This is a genomic window from Mesorhizobium sp. B2-6-4 (assembly GCF_006441495.1).
Classification (GTDB): domain Bacteria; phylum Pseudomonadota; class Alphaproteobacteria; order Rhizobiales; family Rhizobiaceae; genus Mesorhizobium.
In genome coordinates, this window is sequence record NZ_VFUE01000005.1 from 1 (window position 1) to 20,779 (window position 20,779).

The 20,779-nt window shown below is 66.1% G+C and carries 16 protein-coding genes; 4 read left to right on the forward strand and 12 right to left on the reverse strand.

What is annotated here, in order from left to right:
- The first annotated feature begins 192 nt into the window (after positions 1 to 192).
- From FJ426_RS08240 to FJ426_RS08250, 3 genes are all read left to right on the forward strand, one after another.
- Complete coding sequence (locus FJ426_RS08240) at positions 193 to 1,743, forward strand: sugar ABC transporter ATP-binding protein (RefSeq protein ID WP_140561104.1); 1,551 nt, start codon at positions 193 to 195, stop codon at positions 1,741 to 1,743.
- A complete protein-coding gene (locus tag FJ426_RS08245; RefSeq protein WP_140561105.1) occupies positions 1,740 to 2,711 on the forward strand; it encodes an ABC transporter permease in 972 nt (323 codons plus the stop codon). Before FJ426_RS08240 ends, FJ426_RS08245 begins: the two co-directional genes overlap by 4 nt.
- 229 nt (positions 2,712 to 2,940) lie before the next feature.
- On the forward strand, positions 2,941 to 3,927 hold the full coding sequence (locus FJ426_RS08250) for an ABC transporter permease (protein ID WP_140516049.1): 987 nt from the start codon (positions 2,941 to 2,943) through the stop codon (positions 3,925 to 3,927).
- A 48-nt stretch (positions 3,928 to 3,975) separates the two neighbouring features.
- Here the strand turns inward: FJ426_RS08250 and FJ426_RS08255 are convergent, their stop codons facing one another.
- On the reverse strand, positions 3,976 to 4,416 hold the full coding sequence (locus FJ426_RS08255; protein WP_140500175.1) for a hypothetical protein: 441 nt from the start codon (positions 4,414 to 4,416) through the stop codon (positions 3,976 to 3,978).
- 296 nt (positions 4,417 to 4,712) lie between these two features.
- Between FJ426_RS08255 and FJ426_RS08260 the strand changes: the two genes are divergently transcribed.
- Positions 4,713 to 6,698, forward strand: a complete 1,986-nt coding sequence (locus FJ426_RS08260) for an ABC transporter ATP-binding protein/permease (protein ID WP_140561106.1) — start codon at positions 4,713 to 4,715, stop codon at positions 6,696 to 6,698.
- 18 nt (positions 6,699 to 6,716) lie between these two features.
- Here the strand turns inward: FJ426_RS08260 and FJ426_RS08265 are convergent, their stop codons facing one another.
- The 11 genes from FJ426_RS08265 to FJ426_RS08315 all read right to left on the reverse strand — a co-directional run bounded on the left by FJ426_RS08265 (position 6,717) and on the right by FJ426_RS08315 (position 20,733).
- A complete protein-coding gene (locus FJ426_RS08265; RefSeq protein WP_246675527.1) occupies positions 6,717 to 7,223 on the reverse strand; it encodes an invasion associated locus B family protein in 507 nt (168 codons plus the stop codon).
- A 176-nt stretch (positions 7,224 to 7,399) separates the two neighbouring features.
- Entirely contained in the window at positions 7,400 to 7,867 is a 468-nt protein-coding gene (locus FJ426_RS08270) for a DUF4189 domain-containing protein (protein ID WP_140561108.1), read from the reverse strand.
- Between the two features lie 50 nt (positions 7,868 to 7,917).
- Positions 7,918 to 8,604 carry a hypothetical protein gene (locus FJ426_RS08275; RefSeq protein WP_140561109.1) on the reverse strand — a complete coding sequence of 229 codons (687 nt, stop codon included), beginning with the start codon at positions 8,602 to 8,604 and terminating at the stop codon, positions 7,918 to 7,920.
- A gap of 13 nt (positions 8,605 to 8,617) precedes the next feature.
- On the reverse strand, positions 8,618 to 9,205 hold the full coding sequence (locus FJ426_RS08280; RefSeq protein WP_140561110.1) for an invasion associated locus B family protein: 588 nt from the start codon (positions 9,203 to 9,205) through the stop codon (positions 8,618 to 8,620).
- A gap of 7 nt (positions 9,206 to 9,212) precedes the next feature.
- Positions 9,213 to 13,616, reverse strand: coding sequence for a YadA-like family protein (locus FJ426_RS08285; protein WP_140561111.1), 4,404 nt, complete (start codon positions 13,614 to 13,616; stop codon positions 9,213 to 9,215).
- 196 nt (positions 13,617 to 13,812) lie between these two features.
- Positions 13,813 to 14,232 (reverse strand): AraC family transcriptional regulator, encoded by a 420-nt coding sequence (locus FJ426_RS08290; RefSeq protein ID WP_246675517.1) that lies wholly within the window; start codon positions 14,230 to 14,232, stop codon positions 13,813 to 13,815.
- A gap of 273 nt (positions 14,233 to 14,505) precedes the next feature.
- Entirely contained in the window at positions 14,506 to 15,696 is a 1,191-nt protein-coding gene (locus tag FJ426_RS08295; protein ID WP_246675518.1) for an AraC family transcriptional regulator, read from the reverse strand.
- Positions 15,697 to 15,803: 107 nt separating this feature from the next.
- Positions 15,804 to 16,004 carry a hypothetical protein gene (locus tag FJ426_RS08300; RefSeq protein WP_140500096.1) on the reverse strand — a complete coding sequence of 67 codons (201 nt, stop codon included), beginning with the start codon at positions 16,002 to 16,004 and terminating at the stop codon, positions 15,804 to 15,806.
- Between the two features lie 187 nt (positions 16,005 to 16,191).
- A complete protein-coding gene (locus FJ426_RS08305; protein WP_140500097.1) occupies positions 16,192 to 17,283 on the reverse strand; it encodes a BsuBI/PstI family type II restriction endonuclease in 1,092 nt (363 codons plus the stop codon).
- Entirely contained in the window at positions 17,280 to 19,052 is a 1,773-nt protein-coding gene (locus tag FJ426_RS08310; protein WP_246675519.1) for an N-6 DNA methylase, read from the reverse strand. The genes FJ426_RS08305 and FJ426_RS08310 overlap by 4 nt, the downstream gene beginning before the upstream one ends.
- A gap of 136 nt (positions 19,053 to 19,188) precedes the next feature.
- A complete protein-coding gene (locus FJ426_RS08315; protein WP_224619410.1) occupies positions 19,189 to 20,733 on the reverse strand; it encodes an ATP-binding protein in 1,545 nt (514 codons plus the stop codon).
- Positions 20,734 to 20,779 lie beyond the last annotated feature (46 nt).

Consider the following 20,779-nt stretch of genomic DNA (forward strand, 5'->3'; position numbering starts at 1 on the left):
TCTGTCCTGCCGGACATCTCCCCCACTTGGGGGGAGATTGGCAGTTTCGGCGCCGGCTCTCGTCTTGCCACGTTGAAAATTGGCGAAAGCCGAAGTTGCGGCCAATCTCCCCCCTTGTGGGGGAGATGTCCGGCAGGACAGAGGGGGGCGCCGTAGAGCGCCAGCAATTGAGTTTCTGGTACGGACAGCAATTTGACCACCAAACCCCTCCTCGACGCCTCCGGCGTCGCCAAGAATTACGGTGCGGTTGCCGCGCTGCGCGACGCGTCGCTGTCCGTCCTGCCGGGCGAAGTGCATGCCCTGATGGGCGCCAATGGCGCCGGCAAGTCGACGCTGGTGAAGATCCTGACCGGCGCGGTCCCTGCCTCGGCCGGGCGCGTCCTGATCCGTGGCGAGGCGCGCGACATACGCTCGCCCGCCGCCGCGCGCCGCGCTGGCCTTTTGCCGGTCTACCAGGAACCGTCGCTGATCCCCGATCTCGACATACTGTCCAATCTGCGGCTCACCGGCACGCCCGTCGAGCCGTTCCGTGCCTGGGTGCGCGAACTTGGCATTCCCGACCTCGACCTGCGCGACACCGCGCGCGACATTCCACTGGCGGTGCTGCGCGTGCTCGACCTGGCGCGGGCGCTCGCCGTCGAGCCCGACGTGCTGCTGCTCGACGAGATGACCGCGGCGCTCCCCGCCAACCTCGCTGAAAAAGTGCTGGAAGTCGTGCGTCGCCAGGGCGACAGCGGCCGCGCCGTGATCTTCATCTCGCACCGCTTCGTCGAGATCTCGGCGCTCTGCGACCGCGCCACCGTGCTGCGCGACGGTGCGACCGTCGGCGTTCTCGACATCGAGCCCGGCGTGGAGGAAAAGATCGTCGAGCTGATGCTCGGCGCCCGCATCGAGAAGACCAAGGTGGCCGCCCGCGCCGCCGGCCAGGCCGCCACATCGGTCCCTGCCCGCCCGCGTCTCGCCGTGCGCAATCTGCGCGTCGGCACCAAGCTCAACGACGTCTCCTTCGAGCTCGCCGACGGCGAGGTCGCCGGCGTCGTCGCGCTCGAAGGCCAGGGCCAGGATGAATTGTTCGCCGCCCTTGCCGGCTCGATCAAACCGTCCGGCGGCACGATCGAGGTCGACGCCCATCCGGCGAAATTCACCCATCCGATCGACGCCATCCGCGCCGGCATCGCCTATGTGCCGGGCGACCGCTCCGAGGCCCTCGCCATGCAGCGCTCGGTGCGCGAGAACATCGCGCTGCCCTTCAGCGCCGCCTTGCGCAACTGGGGGCCGATCGCCATGCGCAAGGAGCGCGCCACGGTGGCGAGCGCCATCGCGCGCCTCCAGATCGACACCCGCGCGCAAGGCGAGGTGCAGCGCCTGTCCGGCGGCAACCAGCAGAAGGTGACCATCGCACGCTGGATCGCGGCGGACGCCCGCACCATCCTGTGCTTCGACCCGACGCGCGGCATCGATGTCGGCACCAAACAGGAGATCTACAAATTGCTGCGCGAGCTCGCCGGCCACGGCAAGTCGGTGCTGTTCTACACCTCGGAACTCGAAGAGGTGCAGCGCGTCTGCGATCGCGTCATCGTCATCTTCGGCGGCCGCGTCGTCGATATCTTCCCGGTCGAGGAGGCGGACGAGCCGGCACTGATGCGCGCCGCCTACGGCCTGCCGCGCGACGCCAAGGCCGATGTCGGCATTTTGGCGGACCCCACAGCAAATACGCCGGATGCACCGGAGGTGACGCCATGAGCCATCTCCTGCGCCGCCAGGGCTGGGTCGCCGGCCTGTTCGCCCTCCTCGTCGTGCTGTTCGTCGTCACCAAGCTGATCCAGCCCGGCTATGGCAGCGGCGATTTCGGCTCGCTCGCGCGGGCCGTCTTGCCCTACGCCTTTGCCGTGGCCGCGCAGACCGTCGTCGTCATCGCCGGCGGCATCGACCTGTCGGTCGCCGCCATGATGGCGCTGACCAGCGTCACCGCCGCCTCGATGATGGCCGGCGCCTCGGAAGAATACGCGCTGTTCGTGGTGCCTTTCGTACTGGCCATGGGTTTTGTGCTCGGCGCGCTCAACGGCCTGCTCATTGTCGCCACCCGTGTCCCCGACATCGTGGTGACGCTCGCCATGCTGTTCGTGTTGCAAGGGGCGGCTCTTCTGGTGCTCGGCGCGCCGGGCGGCGCCGCCGCCGAATGGCTGAAGGCGATGATTTCAGGCACGGTCCCGATACCCGGCCTGCCGCAGAACATCGACGCCTGGCTGCCGAAGGCTCTGCTGGTGCTGATCATCTGCCTCTGCATCGTCTGGATACCGCTGAGGCGCTCGCGCCTCGGCCTGTCCATCTACGCCATCGGCTCGAGCGAGCTGGCGGCGTTCCGCAGCGGCGTGCCGGTCAAGCGCACCCGCATCATCGCCTATGCGTTGTCGGGCCTGTTCGCGGCCATGGGCGGCCTGGCGCTGACCATGAGCACCGGCATCGGCGCTCCTATTCCCGGCCCCTATCTGCTCGCCAGCGTCGCGGCCGTGGTGCTGGGCGGCGTGGCGCTGGGCGGCGGCAAGGGCGGCCTGCTCGGCCCCATCGTCGCCGTCTTCGTGCTGCGCCTGGTGCGCACCGACCTCACCCTGCTTGCCATCGACCCCAACGTCACCGCCATCATCGAGGGCCTGATCATGGTCGCCGTGGTGATGTTCGGGGCTTTCATTACGATGCGGGGTCGGCAATGATGAGGGAGAATGAATTGGCGCATAGCGCTCTACGGCGCCCCCCTCTGTCCTGCCGGACATCTCCCCCTCAAAGGGGGAGATTGGCAGCTTCGGCGTCTCGCTCATTCTTGCAACGCCGACAATTTGCGAAAGCCGTCACCCCATCCGATCTCCCCCCTAGAGGGGGAGATGTCCGGCAGGACAGAGGGGGCCGCCGTAGGGCGCTACATTTGCAGACAAGAGCCACCCCATGAGCACGTCAGCAATCACGCCCCAACCCGTCCCCTTCGGCCGCCGTGTCAAACGCTTCATGGCCGACCGGCCGCTGATTCCGCTGGTCATCCTGCTGGTCATCCTGGTTGTGATTTTGCAGATCCTGCGCCCCGGCATCGTCAACGAGCGCTGGATCGCCAACACCATCAAATTCGCCATTCCCTTGGCGATCCTTGCCGGCTGCCAGACCATGACCATGCTGACCGGCGGCATCGATCTCTCTGTCGGCACGGTGGCGACGATGAGCGCCTTCATCATGGCTACGCAAGCCGTCAACCAGGACCCAGCCGTGGCCTTCCTCCTGGCGATGATGCCGGCGGTGCTGATCGGCCTCGTCAACGGCATCGGCGTCGGCGTCTTCCGCGTCCATCCGCTGATCATGACGCTGGGCACCAGCCTGATCGGCACCGGCTTCCTGCAGGTCTATCAACGCACGGTGATCGCCTCGGGCGCCAAGATCCCCGATTTCCTCGCCTGGCTCGGCACCGGCGTGACCGCAGGGTTTCCCAACGCGCTGCTTCTGTTCGTCCCCGTCGCGGTGCTGATCGTCTTCGGCCTCAACCGCACCGGTTTCGGCCGCCTGCTCTACGCCGTCGGCGACAATGAGCGCGCGACCCGCCTTTCCGGCGTGCGCTACTGGCAGGTCATCACCGCGCTCTACGTCCTATCCAGCCTGCTCGCCGGCATCACCGGCTTGCTCTATATCGGCTTGATCAAGGCCCCTTCCCTGTCCCTCGCCGAACCGCTGGTGCTGCCCTCCGTGGCCGCCGCCGTCATCGGCGGCACCTCCATCTTCGGCGGCCGCGGCGGCTATACCGGCACCATCATCGGTGCCTTGATCCTGACCGTGCTGACGACGCTGCTGACGATTTTGCAGATGCCGGAGGGGGCAAGAAGGATCCTGTTCGGCCTGATCGTGCTGTTCGTGACGGCGGCCTATCTGCGGATCGTGGAGGAGCGGTAGGGAGGGGCCGCCGGCTCATCCCTCGAAACACCGACGCAGTGACCGCCCTCACTTCACCGTGATGCTCATGCCGCTGAGATCGGCGTTGACTTGCAGCCCTACCTGCCTGCCCGTGAGCTCGAGCTGGGCGCCCTTGTCGTTGGTCATGACGATCACCTGGGCGCCCTTGCCGAGCGCGCCGCCGCCGCCCGCCGCGCCGTACACACCCGTCACGTCCCGGGCGCGCTTGATATGGCGCACGGTGCCCCGGAAATAGGTCTTGGAGGCACCGAAGGCGAGGCCGCCCGAAATGCCGCCGACCGAGATCGGATACCGGCGGCCATGGAAGGTCAGCGTGCCCTCGCCTCCGGCGCCGCCGATGAAGAAGGCCGCCTTGTAGATGGAGAAGCGGATCGTTCCGGTGTCGGCGTGCGCGACACTGGCAAAGCCAACGCCCGCGGCAGTGATCACGGCGATGGCGACTGAACGAAATCTGGACGAAATCTTCATGACAAGGGGCTCCTCAAGGTCGCTGCTCACCCGACCGGGCCGGGACGTCGGCGTCGCATCGAAGTTCATGGCTAAACAGTCTCACCCATCATTGGTTCCAAGCACACGGTCTCGTTCCGGCTGCGAGGAGACCGTCGCTAAACGGGCCCGCCGGCTGGCGAATTGTCCAGCGGCGGCTGGCGGCATCGCGGGTCGAGCAGGGGAGCACGGGGAGACCCATGGCGCCGTCTGGAGCGGGCCTGGTGAAACTTTTTGATTTTTAGGCCGTTGTCGCCGTTACATCCGAGGCTGAACTCATGCCGAAAACGGTCGACGGCGCCAGGCGGCGCAAGGCAGAGAAGTCGCACCAGGAGAAGGCCTCGACAGTCGAAGTTGCGTCCGAGGTCGTGGGCGAGGCTGCGCCACCGCCCGGGGCCATCGAACCCGGTCCGGAGCTGACGCCGCAGGAGGCCGAGCAGGCGCGCAAGCGATACCTGCTGAGGCGCTTCTGGATCAGCGCTCGCGGCTACTGGAGCACGCGCGGCGACAAGCTGGCCTGGCCGTTCACAATCGGGCTGTTGATGCTGATATGCATCAATGTCGGCTTCCAGTATGGGATCAACATCTGGAACCGCTCGATCTTCGATGCCATCGAGCAGCGCGACGCCCACACCGTCTATGTGCTCAGCGCCGTGTTCCCGCCACTCGTGGTGGGAAGCGCAAGCCTTGTCGTCGCGCAAGTCTACCTTCGCATGACGATCCAGCGCCGCTGGCGTTCCTGGTCGACCACCGCCATCATCGCGCGCTGGCTCGCAAGCGGCCGCTACTATCAGCTGAACCTCGTGGGCGGCGACCACACGAACCCCGAGGCACGCATCGCGGAGGATTTGCGGATCGCCACGGAATCGCCCGTCGATTTCATCTCCGGCGTGATCAACGCGTTTCTGTCGGCCTCCACTTTCATCGTGGTGCTGTGGACGATCGGCGGGGCGCTGACTTTGCCGATCGGAAGCTGGAGCGTCACCATTCCCGGCTTCCTGGTCGTGACCGCGGTGATCTACGCCGCCATCACCTCCACTTCGATGGTGGTCATCGGCCGCCATTTCGTGCGGCTCTCCGAGCAGAAGAACCAAGCGGAAGCCGATTTCCGCTACACGCTGACGCGCGTGCGCGAAAACGGCGAGAGCATCGCCTTGCTCGGCGGCGAGGAGGAGGAGCGCAGCGGCATCGACAAGACGTTCGGCACGGTGCTCCGGCAATGGGCGCTGCTGACAGGCCAGCACATGCGCACAGCGCTGGTGTCGCAGGGGTCGAGCCTGTTTGCGCCGGTCGTGCCGATCTTGCTTTGCGCGCCAAAATTTCTCGAAGGCAGCATGACCCTTGGACAGATCATGCAGGCTGCCTCAGCCTTCGCCATCGTGCAGGCCGCGTTCGGATGGCTGGTCGACAACTATCCCCGCCTCGCCGACTGGAACGCCTCGGCACGGCGTATTGCCTCGCTGATGATGTCGCTTGACGGGCTGGAGCGCGCCGAACGCAGCGACGCGCTGGGCCGCATCAGGCACGGCGAAACCGAAGACGGTGCGATGCTCAGCCTGGACAATCTCTCGGTGTCGCTCGACGACGGCACCGGCGTGGTCAAGGAAACCGAGGTCGAGATCGAGCCTGGCGAGCGGGTGCTGGTGGCCGGCGAATCCGGTTCGGGCAAGAGCACGCTGGTGCGCGCCGTCGCAGGCCTTTGGCCGTGGGGTGGCGGCAGCGTCGACTTCCACCCCGGCAGGCGGCTGTTCATGTTGCCGCAACGTCCCTACATCCCCTCCGGAACGCTGCGCCGCGCGGTCGCCTATCCGGCCGCCGCCGACAACTGGACGCTGGAGAAGATCAACGCCGCCCTCGACAAGGTGGGGCTCGATTATCTCAAGGACCGGATCGAGGAAGACGCGCCCTGGGACCAGACCTTGTCGGGTGGCGAAAAGCAGCGGCTCGCCTTCGCGCGCCTCCTGCTGCATCATCCCGATATCGTCGTTCTGGACGAAGCGACGTCGGCGCTCGATGAGAAGAGCCAGGACAAGATGATGGAGACGGTCATCCACGAATTGCCGAAGGTGACCATCATAAGTGTGGCGCATCGCGCCGAGCTGGAAGCCTTCCACAGCCGTAAGATCACATTGGAGCGGCGCGAGGGCGGCGCAAAGCTTGTCAGCGATATTAATCTTGTCCCGCGCAAGGGCGGACGGAACCTGCTCAGGCGCGCCTTGTGGGGCTCCGGCGCTGCGGCCCAAAGGCCACGCGAGCTGGACTAAAGCCGACTTCGCCCCTCCTCATCGCCCGCTCAGCGCCGCGACGCGGTCGAGGGCGGCGCCGAGGCCTTTCAGGGAAACAGGGAAGTTGAGCTTGGTCTCGGCGTCGGTGACGACGTTGAGCGTCAGTACGCCGCCCGCCTTCAGCTTCTGCGCCAGCGCCCGGTCGATCGGAAACTGCGCCACGCATCCGTTCGGCAGGCAGGTGCGGAACCGCAACTGGCCCAGCGGCGGCTGGTCGTCGATCTGGATCGTCACGCCTGGGTCGAACAGGATGCCGAACGGCAGAAGCAGGGTTCCGGTCAATCCACCCTTCGGCCCCGCCCGCAACTCCACCGCCAGCAGCCTCTGGCCGTTCTTCTGCGTCTGGTCCTGCGAAACCGAGCAGGCGCGTGCATTGTCCTGGATGGTGCAGGCCAGGCTCCAGTCCTGATAGGTCTCCTGGAGCGACGACGCGCCGTTTGGAAGCGTGGCCGCCTGCTGTTGTTGCGCACAGGTACTCGATGCAGCCAGGGCCACCGCGCAGATTGCGGCCGCCTTCAGAAGAACAAATCTGTCTAACAACGATTGCGGCTTTCTCTTTCGGGGTTCACGCGCATGGCCCCGAGAACCGGATGGGATTCCGGGGCCGCGGGCATGGTCATCTGCCTCACGCAGGGTGTGTAAAAGCAATTCCAAAGCGCGTCGCGTGAGCGCGACGCGCTTCAGGTACAGACCCACTCGCGGATCTTGCATTCGGTTCCCGCCGCCTCGCAGGCATGCAGAGCGAGATCTTCCGCGTCCTTGCGGGTCTCAGCGGAGTTCGCGCCCCAAGGCGTCAGCCGGTCGCTCTGCTTCTCCTTAGCCACGGCCAGGGCGCCGCAGTGCTTGTAGGGAAAGCCCGTCTCGTCGTCGTCTGTCCAATGGCGATGATTGCGGAACACCGTGACAACAGTGCAGCCCTTGCCGCCGGCGTTCTCGCAGTATTTCATCGCGGCGTCCTTCGCCTCCTGGCGCTTGTCGGCGCCCCAGAAGAAGCCGTGCTTGGTATCGATGCTGGAATAGGCGATCGCCCCCCAGATGCCTTTTTCCTCCTTCGGCTCCGGCTCCGGCGGCGCCACAAGGTCGGCCGAGACAACCTGCCCGCTCCACAGCAGGGCCATGCACAAAACTGCCAGACGTCGCGATTTCATGGTCTGCAATCCTTTCCAGGAGCCCTCGCCCATTCGCCTATCACGTTGTCTCACTTCGACGCCGACGCTATGGAAATCACCACGCAGCTATTGCCGGTCGGCAGCAGAAGCGCTTCGCCCGAATTGCCGCCCAGCTCGTACACTTCGACCTGGCCGAGATGGTCGGTGATCTTGCTGCCTTGCGGAAGAACGGACGGGATCTCCGAACACGGGCTGGCGAACGGCGCCACCCGCACCATCGCGCCTTCGCAGCCGGAAGCGGTGGGCGATGCGAAAACCACGCCGGCGGCCGGTCCGCTGTATTTTTCCGTCGCATACTCCATGCCGACGAGGGCCTGCACGGCGTGCTTGTCGGCGGCCTGGTCGTTCCACAAGGATTTGACGCTGTATTTCGAGCCCGTCGTCAGCACCTGTCCGAGCACGGGAAAGATTGTCGAGCAGGCCTGCACGCCGGCCTGTTTGACATGTTCGAGGAAGGGCGAGTCCGGCAATGCGGGCGGCGCCGTCCCGGCCTGTGCGGCCGTCGGGGTGCCGACGAGACCGGCGATCGCGGCATAGTTGGCGGCAGCGAAGCCGATGCCGATCATGGCCAGCCCCAGCAGCGAGAAGCCCAGGACGCGCGGCCACCGCCGCTGCGGCTCGGCGCCCCTCTTGCGATCGGGCTCGACGATCCTCTTGCGGTCCGGCTCCACGCTCGGGCCGCGCGCTGGGGAGATGAACGGGTCTTGCTGGTTCACGGTGCTGCCTCGGTTATTTGATTGGCGCAAGGGCCTCGGACAGCCCCTTGAGCGTTGCGGTCACGGTAATCGTCTGGCCATCGACGGTCGGGTAGGAGATGGCCGGCGTCGCTTTCTGCACTATCTGCTGGCGCATGACGGGCCCCACCGGCAGCATGCCGACGCAGACCACTTCGTTGCAGCCGTTCAAGTGGACGTCGATCGGGTCGCGCCCGTCGAACTTCAGCGACACCAGGCCGTCGCTTTTCGCGTTCGGCGCGGTGCGCAGGATCATGTAGGGCTTGCCGTCCTGCGTGGCCGCGAGCGACCAGCTGAAGGCCATCTTGCCGGCCCCGTCCTCGATCACCTGCGAGACATTGCAGACCTTCTTGCGCGCCTTGAGGTTCTCGTCGCAGATCAGCGTCCAGTTCTCGAAGGGCCGGATGGTGCGCTGGTATTGGCCCAGCTTCACATCCGGCGGCACCGCCACGTCGGACGGCTTGATCCTGTAGGGCGCGGTCGCTTGCGCGGCGGCTGGCCCGGCGGCCAAGGACAGGCCGCCGGCAAGCGCCAGGCAGGTCAGGAGGAAAAGCCGGGCATGACGGCTGGTTGCCCCGTTCATTCCCGCCTCAGTTCAACGTGAAGCTCAGGCCGGCGCCGACACCGACATTTCCGCCCGCCGCCGTGCCCGAGACGTTGCCGCGGATGCGGCCGTCCTCGCTGGTGTAGCCCGCGCCGAAGGCAAAGGCGCTGGCATCCCGCCAGAAGCCGCCGCCCGCCGCGACGCTCAGCTTTCCGGGACGGTCGTCGTAGCGCAGCGAGGCGGCGGCGAGGCCGATTGCCGCCGCTTGCCGGGCTTCGTCGCGGATGCCGCTGATGTCCGAATTCAGCTGGCCGAGTTTCTGGTCGGTATAGTCGTTGGCCTGTTGCAGGGTCGTGGCCGCCACCTTGTCGGTATAGCTGTTGGATGTGCTGATGGCGGTGTCCAGGCCCTTGGTCAGCTGGTTGACATTGACCGCGTCGGTGCCGGCGACGCCGGGTCCGACATTGGAGATGACGACCGGCGCGTTGACGTCGCCGCCTTGCAGCGTGATGGTGTTCGTCTTGGCGCCGCCCTGCGTGTCATAGGTCACCGCATTCTGGTTGAGATTTCCGACGCCCGTTTGCAGGGCCTCGATCGCCTGGTTGGAGGCGAAGAGCTGCGAACCGTTGATCGCGTCGGTGCTGTCGGCGGCGATCCGTCCGGCAGCGACATTGGTGATCGTCCTCTCCGCGCCGGCATCGCCGACGCTGACTGTTCCGGTCGGCGTCGTGCCGGCAAAGGCATAGGTCTTGCCGTTGATGACGGTGCTGGAGGTGCCGACGGCGCTCTGCGTCACCGAGCCGGAGCCGAGCGCCACATCGTTGGCGTTGTTGGCCTGCGCGCCCTGGCCGAGCGCGACCGCGCCCGTCCCGGTAGCGGTAGAGCCATGGCCGGCGGCCAGGCTGTCGTTGCCGCTCGCCACGCTTTCGGGTCCGATCGCCACGGCGTCGGTGCCGCCGGCGATACTGTCGGCCAGCGACGAATTGGCGTGGAAGTACTTGATGCCGCCGCCATTGCTGATGGTGGTCAAGGCATTGTCGACCGCCGTGAGCCCGTCATAGACGGTCGTGTAGGTGTTGCCCTGGACGGTGTAGGTCGGCCCGGTGATCGAACCGTCGGGGTTGAGCGTGGTGTTGCCGCCGAACAGGTTGGTTACGTTTTGCGACACGCCGCGCAGCTGCGAGACGTTGACGCCGTCGGTGTCGGCCGAGCCCGCCGCGACATTGGTGAGCTTGCGTTCAGCTCCGGCGTCGCCGATCGACACCTCGCCCACCGAGGTCTGCGGAGCGGTCAGGGCAAAGGCCGCGTAGCCGGCCTGCGCGCCGACCGAGGTGATGGACTGCGCGCCCAGCGCCACGCTGTTGATGAAGGTGCTTTGCGCGCCGGCGCCGAGCGCCACCGACTGGATGCCAGAGGCGAGCGAATTGGTGCCGAAGGCCAGGCCGTCGGCCAGCATCACATGGGCGTTCTGGCCGATGGCGGTTCCGCCGGGCGCCGTCTGGTCGACGATGGCGCCGTTGCCGATGCCGATGCCGTTATCGCCGTTGACGACCGTGGTCGGGCCGACCGCGACCGATTCCGCGCCGACCGCCAGCGAGTCGCCCGCCACCGAATTGGCATGGAAATACTTGGTCGAGGTGGCCGACACGGCGCCGATGGCGCCCGCGAGCTGGCGCACCGTCACCGCGTCCTGGTCCTGCGTGCCGTCGGCGACATTGGTGATCTGCCGGTAGGAGGTGGCGTTGCCGACCGAAACGGCGCCGAGCAGCGCCTTGTCGGTTGTGTTGTACTCGATGAAGTTGGACGGGCCGGCGGGCAGTTGCCCGGTAGCCGGAGCGATCGGGCGATCGGAGAGCGAACCCGAGCCGAGGGCCACGCCGCCGTCGATGCTGGCATTGCTGTCGCGGCCGAGCGCCAGCGCGCTGACGCCGGTCGCGGTCGCATTGTAGCCGACCGCCGTGGAACCGACGCCTTGGGCGAAGGAATCGGTCTGCGCCAGCCCGAACTCGTTGGTGCGGGCATAGCGGATGCCTTCGCCATTGGCGTCGGTGAAGACGGTCGAGGTGTCGCCGGTGATGTTGTTGATCGTGTTGCCGAGATTGGTCACGCCAGCGCCGATATTGGCAATGTCGGTCGTGTTCTGGGTCACCTGCTGGTTGGTGGCGAAGAGCTGCGAGCCGTTGACGGCATCGGTCGAACCGCCGTTCAACTGTCCGGCCGCGACGTTCTGGATCTGGCGCTCGGCGCCGGCCGAGCCGACCGAGAAGGCGCCCGCCGGCGTGCCGCCGGCGAAGGTATAGTTGACGCCGCCGATCGTCGTGCCGCCGACATTGGTCGTGGCGCCCGACGTCGAATTCAGGCCGATCGCGACATCGCCGGCATTGTTGGCGACCGCATTCGGGCCGACAGCGACGGAATCGGCTCCCAGCGCCTGCGAATCCGCCAGCGTCGAGTTGGCATGGAAATACTTGATGCCGCCGCCGACATTGATGTTGTTGACGACGGCGCCGATGGCATCGACCGCCTGGTTGGTGGCGAAGAGCTGCGAGCCGTTGATGGCGTCGGTCGAGAGCGCGCTGATCCGCCCAGCCGCCAGGTTGGTGATGGTGCGTTCCGCGCCGGCCGCGCCGATGCTGACCGTCGAGGTCGGGTTGGTGCCCTGGAAGGCGTAGGTGGTGCCGTTGACCACCCCGCTGGCCGTGCCGACCGCCGTGGTGGTCACCGAGCCCGAACCGAGCGCCACGTCGCCGGAGCTTGCCGCCGCCGTCGCGCCATCGCCAATCGCGACATTGCCCGCAAGACCGGCGGCGCCCGCCGTCGAGCCGTTGCCCAGCGCCACGGAACCTTGCCCGATCGCCTTGTTGCTGTTGCCGATCGCGACGGCGCCGTTGGCCATGTTGGCCGCGGTGGCGGTCGCCGTGCCGTCGCTGTTGGCGATGTTGTTGGCGCCGCCGGTGAAGGCGCCGGTGCCGCTGGCATAGCTCGGGTCGCCGATCGAGACCGCGCCGTCGCCAAAGGCGGTGTTGCCGGAGCCGATGGAGACGGCCTTGCCGCCGGTCGCTACCGCATTGGTGCCCATGGCGACCGCTTCGGCGGAATCCGCCTTGGCGCTGGCGCCCAAGGCGATGGTGTTAGCCGCCGTCGCGTTGGTCGAGGGGCCGATGGCGATGGAATTGGCTCCGCTCGCGGTACTGGTGGCGCCTACCACAATGGAGTAGGCGCCGGACGCAGTGGAGCCTGCGCTGCCCACCACGGTGGCGCCGGCGCCAGTGGCGTTGACGGAAACGCCAAGCGCCACGGCCTGCGTGGCTGTCGCGTTGGTAGAGGAGCCCATGGCGATGGCACCGTCCTCCGTGGCATTGGCCAGCGTGCCGAGCGCCATCGCGTTGTTCTTATTCGCAAGCGCGCTGGTGCCGATGGCGATGCTGTTGGGCACGGCCGTGTCGGCCTGCACGCCTGCCTGCGCGCCCACACCGAATGCAATGGACTGGTTGCCCCAGGCGCTGGCGTTCTTACCCATCGCCGTGGCGCCCGTTCCCGTTGCCTTGCTTTGGCGTCCGATTGCGGTGGTGTCGACCTGAGACGCCGTCACGTCCGTACCGATAGCAACGGCGCTCTGGGCCAAGGCTCCCGTCCCGGCAGCGGTGCGCGAGCCGAGATAGACGGCGTTTATCGCGGTTGCGGTCGACTGGAAGCCGACGGCGACGGCATTTTGGCTGTTCGCAACGGTGCTGGTGCCTTGTGCAACAGCATCCAGCCCGGACGCCCCTGCGAACTGCCCAATCGCAGTGCTGCGCAGCCCGCTGGCTACGGATCCGTAGCCAGCGGCGAACGCATAGTTGTTGCTGGCCGTGGCGCTGACACCGACTGCGGTGGAGTTCCCTCCCGAAGCTTGGGCGTTGGTGCCCAGCGCGCTGGCCCCGGCCCCAGTGGCACCCGCGGCGACGCCGATCGCTACCGTGTTGATATTGTTTGAAATCGTACCGGAGCCGATCGCCACTGCGCCGCCGGTGCCCGTGGCCGACGCGGTGCGACCAATGGCGACGCCGTATTGCGCCGTCGATTGGGCCTGGAAGCCGAGCGCTATGGCCCAGTTAAGGCTGGCGTTTGAGCCGTTTCCGACCGCGATGGCCTCGGGAGCGGTCGCCGAACCGCCGCCGGCCTGATATTGCGCCTGAGCCGGCGTCGCGGCCATGCCGATCGCGAAGGCGCCCAGCGTCACGGCTGTCCCGAGCGCCCCGCCGACGCCCAGCGTTCCCAGCCCCAAGCGCTTGCGCCCCATGCCCAGCGCACGATGCGCCATGCGCAGGACCGCCATCAAGCGCCGCCGGGCCGAGCGGGACCGAGGATCGCCATTCGCGATCCAGTGACTGGCGAAATGCGCCGCACGGCGCTGAACAAGGAGCGAGCCGCCCGAAATATGGCCGCCCGAAATATGATTGTCGGTCATGGTTCCCTCTCCGCTGGCCGGCACGAAATGTCTGACACTTCCACTCCATAGCAGGAAGACATGATTCCCCTTCGCGGTATTTCACGAAATTGCTGTCTCGTGAGAAAAGATACGAGCATATACGCGGAGGTTAACGGCTCGTTACCTTAGCAACTGCTTTAAAATCAAGTAATCAAATAATGACGAGAGCGCGGCTTCATCTAATCTTTGCGTTAAACTTGGCCGCCCGTGCCTGCATCGGCGTCATCTGCCGGTATTTCTTCATCATGGTGGTGAAGTGGCTCTGGCTCGAAAACCCGCTCAGATGGGCGATGTCGGCGATGGTCATGCGGCTGTCGGCAAGAAGTCTTTCCGCGAAGTCCAGCCTGAGATCGAGAACATATTGATGCGGCGGCATGCCGAACGTCCTGGAGAAGGCGCGCACGAAGTGGTACGATGAAAATCCGCAGACGGCGGCCATTTCGGCAAGCGCCAGCTTGCGCGAGAAGTTCTCGTTCAGGAACTCCTGCACCTTGCGCGCACTGCGGGCGGAAAGCCCGCCCTTCACGTTGAGCAGCGGCTGCCGGGCCGAATTGGCTCCGGAAACCGATCCGGGGGGACCATCATCGCCCGGCATTTTTCGGCCTCCCGATATTTCCCAGATGAACTTCAACCCGAGGCCTCCCTCCCCGTTCCCCTGAAAAACAATTCGTGATTGATCGAAGCGGGCCCGCATCGCCAACCCCGCTCATGTGATCGATCCGGCCGGATGGCAAGCAATGCGCGAACTGAATGGCATTCCAAATGACTCCAGCAAAGCTTGGGGCACAGGTGGTGACGGACGTATTTTGAAAAACTCCGGAAGCCTTGTAGGAAATTCCGGTCTTGGATCGCTGGCCAGCAGCTGTTGCTACTTTGCCATGGTCGGGCTTTCAATTCCTGCGGAAAGCGTCACCAGCCCGCCTGGCGTCCTTCCCCTGTATCTCTTCATGGTCGCGGCCAGGTGGCTCTGATCCGAAAATCCGGCAAGGTAGGCGACTTCGGCAATCGGCAACTCTCCGCCGGCCAGCAGCTTTTCCGCGAGATCGAGGCGCAGGTTGATCAGATACCGATGCGGCGGCATGCCGAATGTCCCGGCGAACCTTGCTATGAAATGATTTGGTGACACCCCCGCGCCCGACGCGAGCTCGGCGACCATGACTTTCCGCACGAAGTTCTGGTCGAGATACTCTCGCACGCGTCGGGCGCCAACGGCGGAGAGCCCGCCTTTGGGCGACGCGGCCTGCCTCTTGCGACCCGTATAACCGCGCAGCAGATGCACTCCGAACACCGTCAGCAGCGAGTCCAGATAGAGCTCGTTCGGCGGCAGCCTGTCGGTCAGTTCGGCAGTGATCATCTGGGCTATGTTGAGCGCCCTCAGGTCAACCGTGCCGAACGCGGGCGGCTCGAGCTTGACGTCCGGGAGGTCGAACTCATGGGCCGCCAGCTCGGACAGCGCTTCGGGAGAGATCGAAACGACGGCGTTCTCCCTGGTCTGCGACCAGGCCAGCGTGCTGTCGACGCCCGCCGGATTGACGACGAGACAGCCGACCGGCGCATCGTACTGCGTGATCCTGTCACTGCCGAGCGAGGCTCTCAGCTTGCGTGCCGGCCTCAGCACAATCCCCGTGGAATGCTCCCTGGCCAGGAATTTCTGCGATCCCGGACTGCGGACGGAATAGATGACGCTTCCGCGGGCGGTGGCTCTTCTGGGACCAGCACTTTCCGGAATGATATCCAGGACGTATCGAGCTGTCCGCTCTTGATCGACGCCCTGGGAATCGCCGCTTTCCCGAGCCCCGCCCGCATGTTTCATACGTGTTGCCTCAGCCGGCTTACCGCCGCTTGGTATCCCCTTCCCCTGACCCGGAATCAACGTAACGCACACGCCTCGAATTGAAAAGAACTTCCACGCGCAAAGAAAATTCTTTATTCGAGATAAGAAAGAAGAACTGACCGTCGAAGGAAGTTCAGCAGCATTTCTGTCAATAGCGAAGAGCCTTGACGGATCTTCGCTTCCGGATTCGTCGGCCCGGGCGTAAGCCGGCAACGCATCGGTCACGAAGGAGGAGTTCACATGCGAGGCTGTGTCGGCCCTGTGGTTCGACAGCGTTGTTCGGCATCAGTGGCACGCAACGGCGCGGCGCGGAGCCAGTCGTTCACGGCCGTCTATTGCGGGTCCCCGCGACCTTTTTCGTAAAGATCCCACGCGAGTTCCACAAAAGCCAGAAGCACATCATCCTTGTCCCAGCCGGCCGCGACAGCCGCCTCGACGATTTCGCCCACGAGAGGCAACAATTGGCGCTGGCAGGCGAGCGGGATGTCAGCCTCGGATTCATCCACTGGAGGTCCATCGAAGTTGAACTTCATCGTTTGGCGCTCCCCTCGCCATCAAACGAAATGCTACTCGTTCCCAACAAACGAAGTGCTATTCGCCAGACCTTATTCCTATACAATAACTCCAACATTAAACATAGCAGGCTAGGCCGCCAACGGAGCGCAACACCGGATAATCCGTGTATCGACCGGCTGTCCTAGTGACGCTGGGGAAGCGTTATTACATCACTGTCCAAGGCAAGCTGCCGAATGGACGCCCGTCGGCCGCGCCGTCATGAAGCACGAGGAGTTGGCCGGGTTCGGAGACGAACCAGGCGAACGAGCCCCAGGCAAGCTGCGCGACGGTCTTCTTGAAGCCGGCGGACTGGCGATCCTGATAGGCGGTCAGGAACGCGATCTGTTTTCGGTCGAAACCGGCCGCGTCCGTGACAGCATGGAGGGCATCGCGCCGGCGATCCGTGATCGCGCCATCGGTCGCCACCACTTCCACGAACAGGATCAACGGCTCCTTGCGGCCGAGATCGGCGAGGATGATGTCGGGCAAGTTCCTGTCGGCCTCGATCTTGAGGCCGATCGCACTGGCGATGGCGTCGTCGCGCAGGACCACCTTGTTGCCGCTCTCGCTCAGCCACAACATGGCAGGGGCGGCGAGAAACCGTTTGGCGAACACCTCGATGACGGCTTGCGCGATGACCGAACTCGGTCCCGGCGCCAAAAGCCTGGTGTCGCCGTTCGGAAACGTGACGCGGATGCCGGCGGTGTTGGCGACAGCGCCGGCGCGCATGATGGTCACGCGGGCCAGCGCGCCCTTGCTGAGATGCGTTTCCTGGAAGTCCGCGATGGCGGTTTCCAGCGCCTCGCCTTCCAGCGCCGGGTCGAACAGGGCTGCAAATGCCGCCCTCAGCGCATAGCGGGGCTGGCCTGAAGTCGTCGGCAGATCCTCGCGACGCAGCACCGCGCCGATCGCCACCAGCCCGTCCCGCAGCGTCTCGTCGCGGATGGGCTCGCGCGTATTGTCCGCGTACCAGCGTGATCCCGCGACGGCGCCGTTCTTGCGCAGGACAGTTGCGGCGTAGGCATCCCGATCTGCATCGTCCGCCAGCGCCGCCTGCTCGCGGGTCATGCGATAAACATGGACAGGGCCCAGGAATCGCCCCGAACCCTCGACGGCGCCGATGTAGAGAGCGGCGAACACGGTGCTGGCGGCAAGTTCGCGGATGCAATAGATGCGGTTCGGCGTGCCCTCCGGAAAGATCAGCGGCAGGCGCCCGGCGACAAGATCGCGCGTCGCATAGGGCGGCCGTGCCGTCATGCAGGCTCACCGTAGAGGCGGCTGCATTCCGCCTCGATCCTGTCGCGCGGTGCACCGGCCATGACCAGCCTTTCCAATGCCTGGATGCTCCTGGGCGACGGCAGTGGCAGCGCTTCGAGCTCGAAGGCGGAAACGGCGACGCTGCCGCTGATGCAGCGGAAAAGATCGTCGACGACACGGCTGTTCAAAAGCGCCGCCACGACCGCCGCCGGCACCTTCGTGCTGCCGGTCGCGCGGACCATGTTGAGATGGTTTTCGACGACGACGCCGCCATGCGCATCGATGAATTCCTGGCGAAGTTCGGCGGCAATCAGGCGCCGGGCCTGTTCCTTGGCGGTGGTGCGCTGGACGAGGATGCAGGGCGCCTCGACAAGCAGCCAGCCGTCGCCGGCCTCCAGCTTGAAGTAGGGAGCGTGGTTCTTCTTGCGCGCGCGATAGGCGAACTGGCCGTCGGCGGTCACGGCTTCGGCCCAGATCAACGGATGCACCCCCTTGCCGCCGGCGCGATCGCGCAATTGACCCTTGAAGCGGTTCCAGACCAGCGGGCCGGTCGAGACCCCATAGCCCCAGTCGGCAAGGCGATGCGTCATCGTCTCGGCCCGGGCGATGAGCCGGCTGTGCTCCGGCGTGCGCGGCGCAAGCCAGGGCATGGCGCGGTCGGATGGCAAGCCAATCGTGCCGTTGCGGGCAATCCCGGCCTCGGTCTCGGAGGCGACGGTCAGGTAGTGGATCTGCGCGCGCCGCGGCTCGGCGCCGTTGACGTAGACGGCAAGCAGCGTCTCTTGCAACACATCCTCGAAAACGCCGCGCCGCGCATGCACGAAGTCGATCGCGACGGGCGGCGCCTCCTTGGCCAGAAGGCTGCGCAGCGCCGAGTAGTATTGGCCGCCGAGAAAGCTTGTCGGCGTCAGGAAGGCGATGAGGCCGCCAGGCTTGGTCCAGCGCAACGCGGCATCGGTGAAAACGCCGTAGAGATTGGCGTGCCCGTAGAGGCCGCGCGCATAGCGCTCGCGCAATTGCGACGGCAGCGAGACCCGCCCATAGGGCGGATTGCCGACGACGAGATCGAAGACGGGTTCCGGATCGGCTTCAAGCGTGTCGCAGGCCGTCACCATGGCCGGGGCGGCGCGCCCGGTCCTGGTCGCGATATCGGCGAGCGCGATCTCCAGGGCGCCTTGCGCCAGCCGCGCCGCGAGAGGATCGAGCTCGAAACCGGCAAGCCTGGTGCCGACATGGCTGAGCGCGAAGGCGGGCTCGCAATCGCCGAGCGCGGCGATCATGCGGTGCGCGGCATGAAACAGAAACGTCCCACCGCCGGCGGCGGGATCGAGAACCCGCGCGCTGCGCCAGTCCAGGCCCTCTTCCTCGGCCTGGTCGAGCAGGCGGTTGACCAGCGCCGGCGGCGTGTAGAAGGCACCGCGCTCACCGCGCTCCCTGGTCGGCAGCAGGAGCGGATAGAGGCTGGTGACGAGATGCAGCGCTTCGAGGATCGGCAGCCGCGCGGCGGTCTCTCCGATGCTGTGCGCAAGCGCGGAAGCCGGCTCGTCCAGCGCCTCCGTATCGAAGGCGAGCGAGGGGCAGATCGCCGGGGAAATGCCGAGGGCCGCCGACAAGGCCTCCAGCGCGCGCCGAGTCAGCGAAACCGCATAGGTTTCGCGGTCGCATTCATCGATCGTCTCGCACCATGCGCGCGCCAGCAGGCGAGCCTTCGACAGCTCCGCGCGCGCCACTCGCAATGCATCAGCCACCGAGCGCAAGACGGCAGGCAATTTCGACCTGCGAATCTGTGAAACTTTTCCCATCGCCCTCGACCGTACCGCGCAAGACTCACCGATGCGATAGAGTATCACATGTTCTCGTTATGTTCCAGTGGAAAACCGCAACCGTGCCGCGCGCATGCATTGATCACAGCGCCAGGCTACCCTGCTCCGTCTCCTCGGTATTGGGATCGCCCGGCGCCGCGTTGCGGTCGCCCGGCGCCGCATTTGGGTCGCCCGGCGCCGTCGCCCAGGCGAGTTCCACCAGCGTCACGGTGCGCCGGCCGGTACCGTCGAGCTGGCACACGATCAGGCCCTGCTCCTCGATGTAGGTGAGCAGGCGCCGGGCGCGGCGCATGGAGTGCGAACCATAGGCGCGGGCGATCGCGGCGTCGCTCGGGCAGGGCCAGCCTTCCTTTGCCGCGCGGGCGATCATCATGAACACGCCCTGCATGTCCTCGGGCAGCAGCGAGGCGCGCACGGAGACGTCGCGCCACGCATCGTCCTCGGCCATATCGGAACCCACGCCGGCGCGGGCGCGCGTCAGCATGCGGCGGAACTCCTGCAGATCGGGCACGACCGACGCCAGCCCCTCGATGCGGCAGCGCACCACGAACTCCTGGTAGAGCACGCCGATGACGCGGAAGCCCGCGTCGGGCTCCGCCAATATGGCGCGCAGGATGCGGTCCATCCGCTCGCGCCGCTCCGCCAGGTCCTCGGCGCTGGGCGCCGGCTCGGCCGGTTCGGGGCGGATCTCCAGCGCCGCGGACTTCGCCGCCATCAGCTGGTCGAGCAGGTCCGGCGATGTCACCCGCCGCTGCGGCCGCACGGCCTCCGGCGGCGGTGCCGCCAGGATGATCGCGCGGGCATCCTCCAACGCCGCTTCCGGCAACGGCATCAGCCGCGGCGTGCCGTTGCGCGGGCTCGTATCCGTCGGCCCGATGCGCAGGCCGAGCGGGCGGCGCGACAGCGCCGGGCCCAGCGCCATGAAATGCCCGCGCTCCAGGTCGCGAAAAGCCTCCGCCTGCCGCCGCTCCATGCCAAGCAGATCGGCGGCACGTGCCATGTCGATGTCGAGGAAGGTGCGGCCCATGAGGAAATTGGAAGCCTCGGCCGCGACGTTCTTGGCAAGCTTGGCAAGGCGCTGCGTGGCGATGATGCCGGCAAGCCCGCGCTTGCGGCCGCGGCACATCAGATTGGTCATGGCGCCGAGCGAAAGCTTTCTCGCTTCGTCGGAAACCTCGCCGGCCACCGCCGGCGCGAAAAGCTGCGCCTCGTCCACCACCACCAGCATGGGATACCAATGGTCGCGCGCCACCTCGAACAGCCCGCCGAGGAAGGCGGCGGCGCGCCGCATCTGGTTCTCGGCGTCGAGCCCTTCGAGATTGAGCACCGTGGAGACGCGGTGGATGCGCGCCCGCTCGCCGGCGCTCTGCAACCCGCGCTCGGTATGTTCCTCGGCATCGATCACCAGATGGCCGAAGCGTTCGCCCAGCGACACGAAGTCGCCTTCGGGGTCGATGATGGTCTGCTGCACCCAGGGCGCGCTCTGCTCCAGCAGCCGGCGCAACAAATGAGATTTGCCGGAGCCCGAATTGCCCTGCACCAAAAGCCGCGTCGCCAGCAGTTCCTCAAGGTCCAGCGCCGCCGGCGCGCCGGCGGTCGTCTGTCCCATCTCGATCGCAACGGTCATGTCAGACTCAGCCGCTCCTTCGCAGAGGGACTTATCAATCCGATTG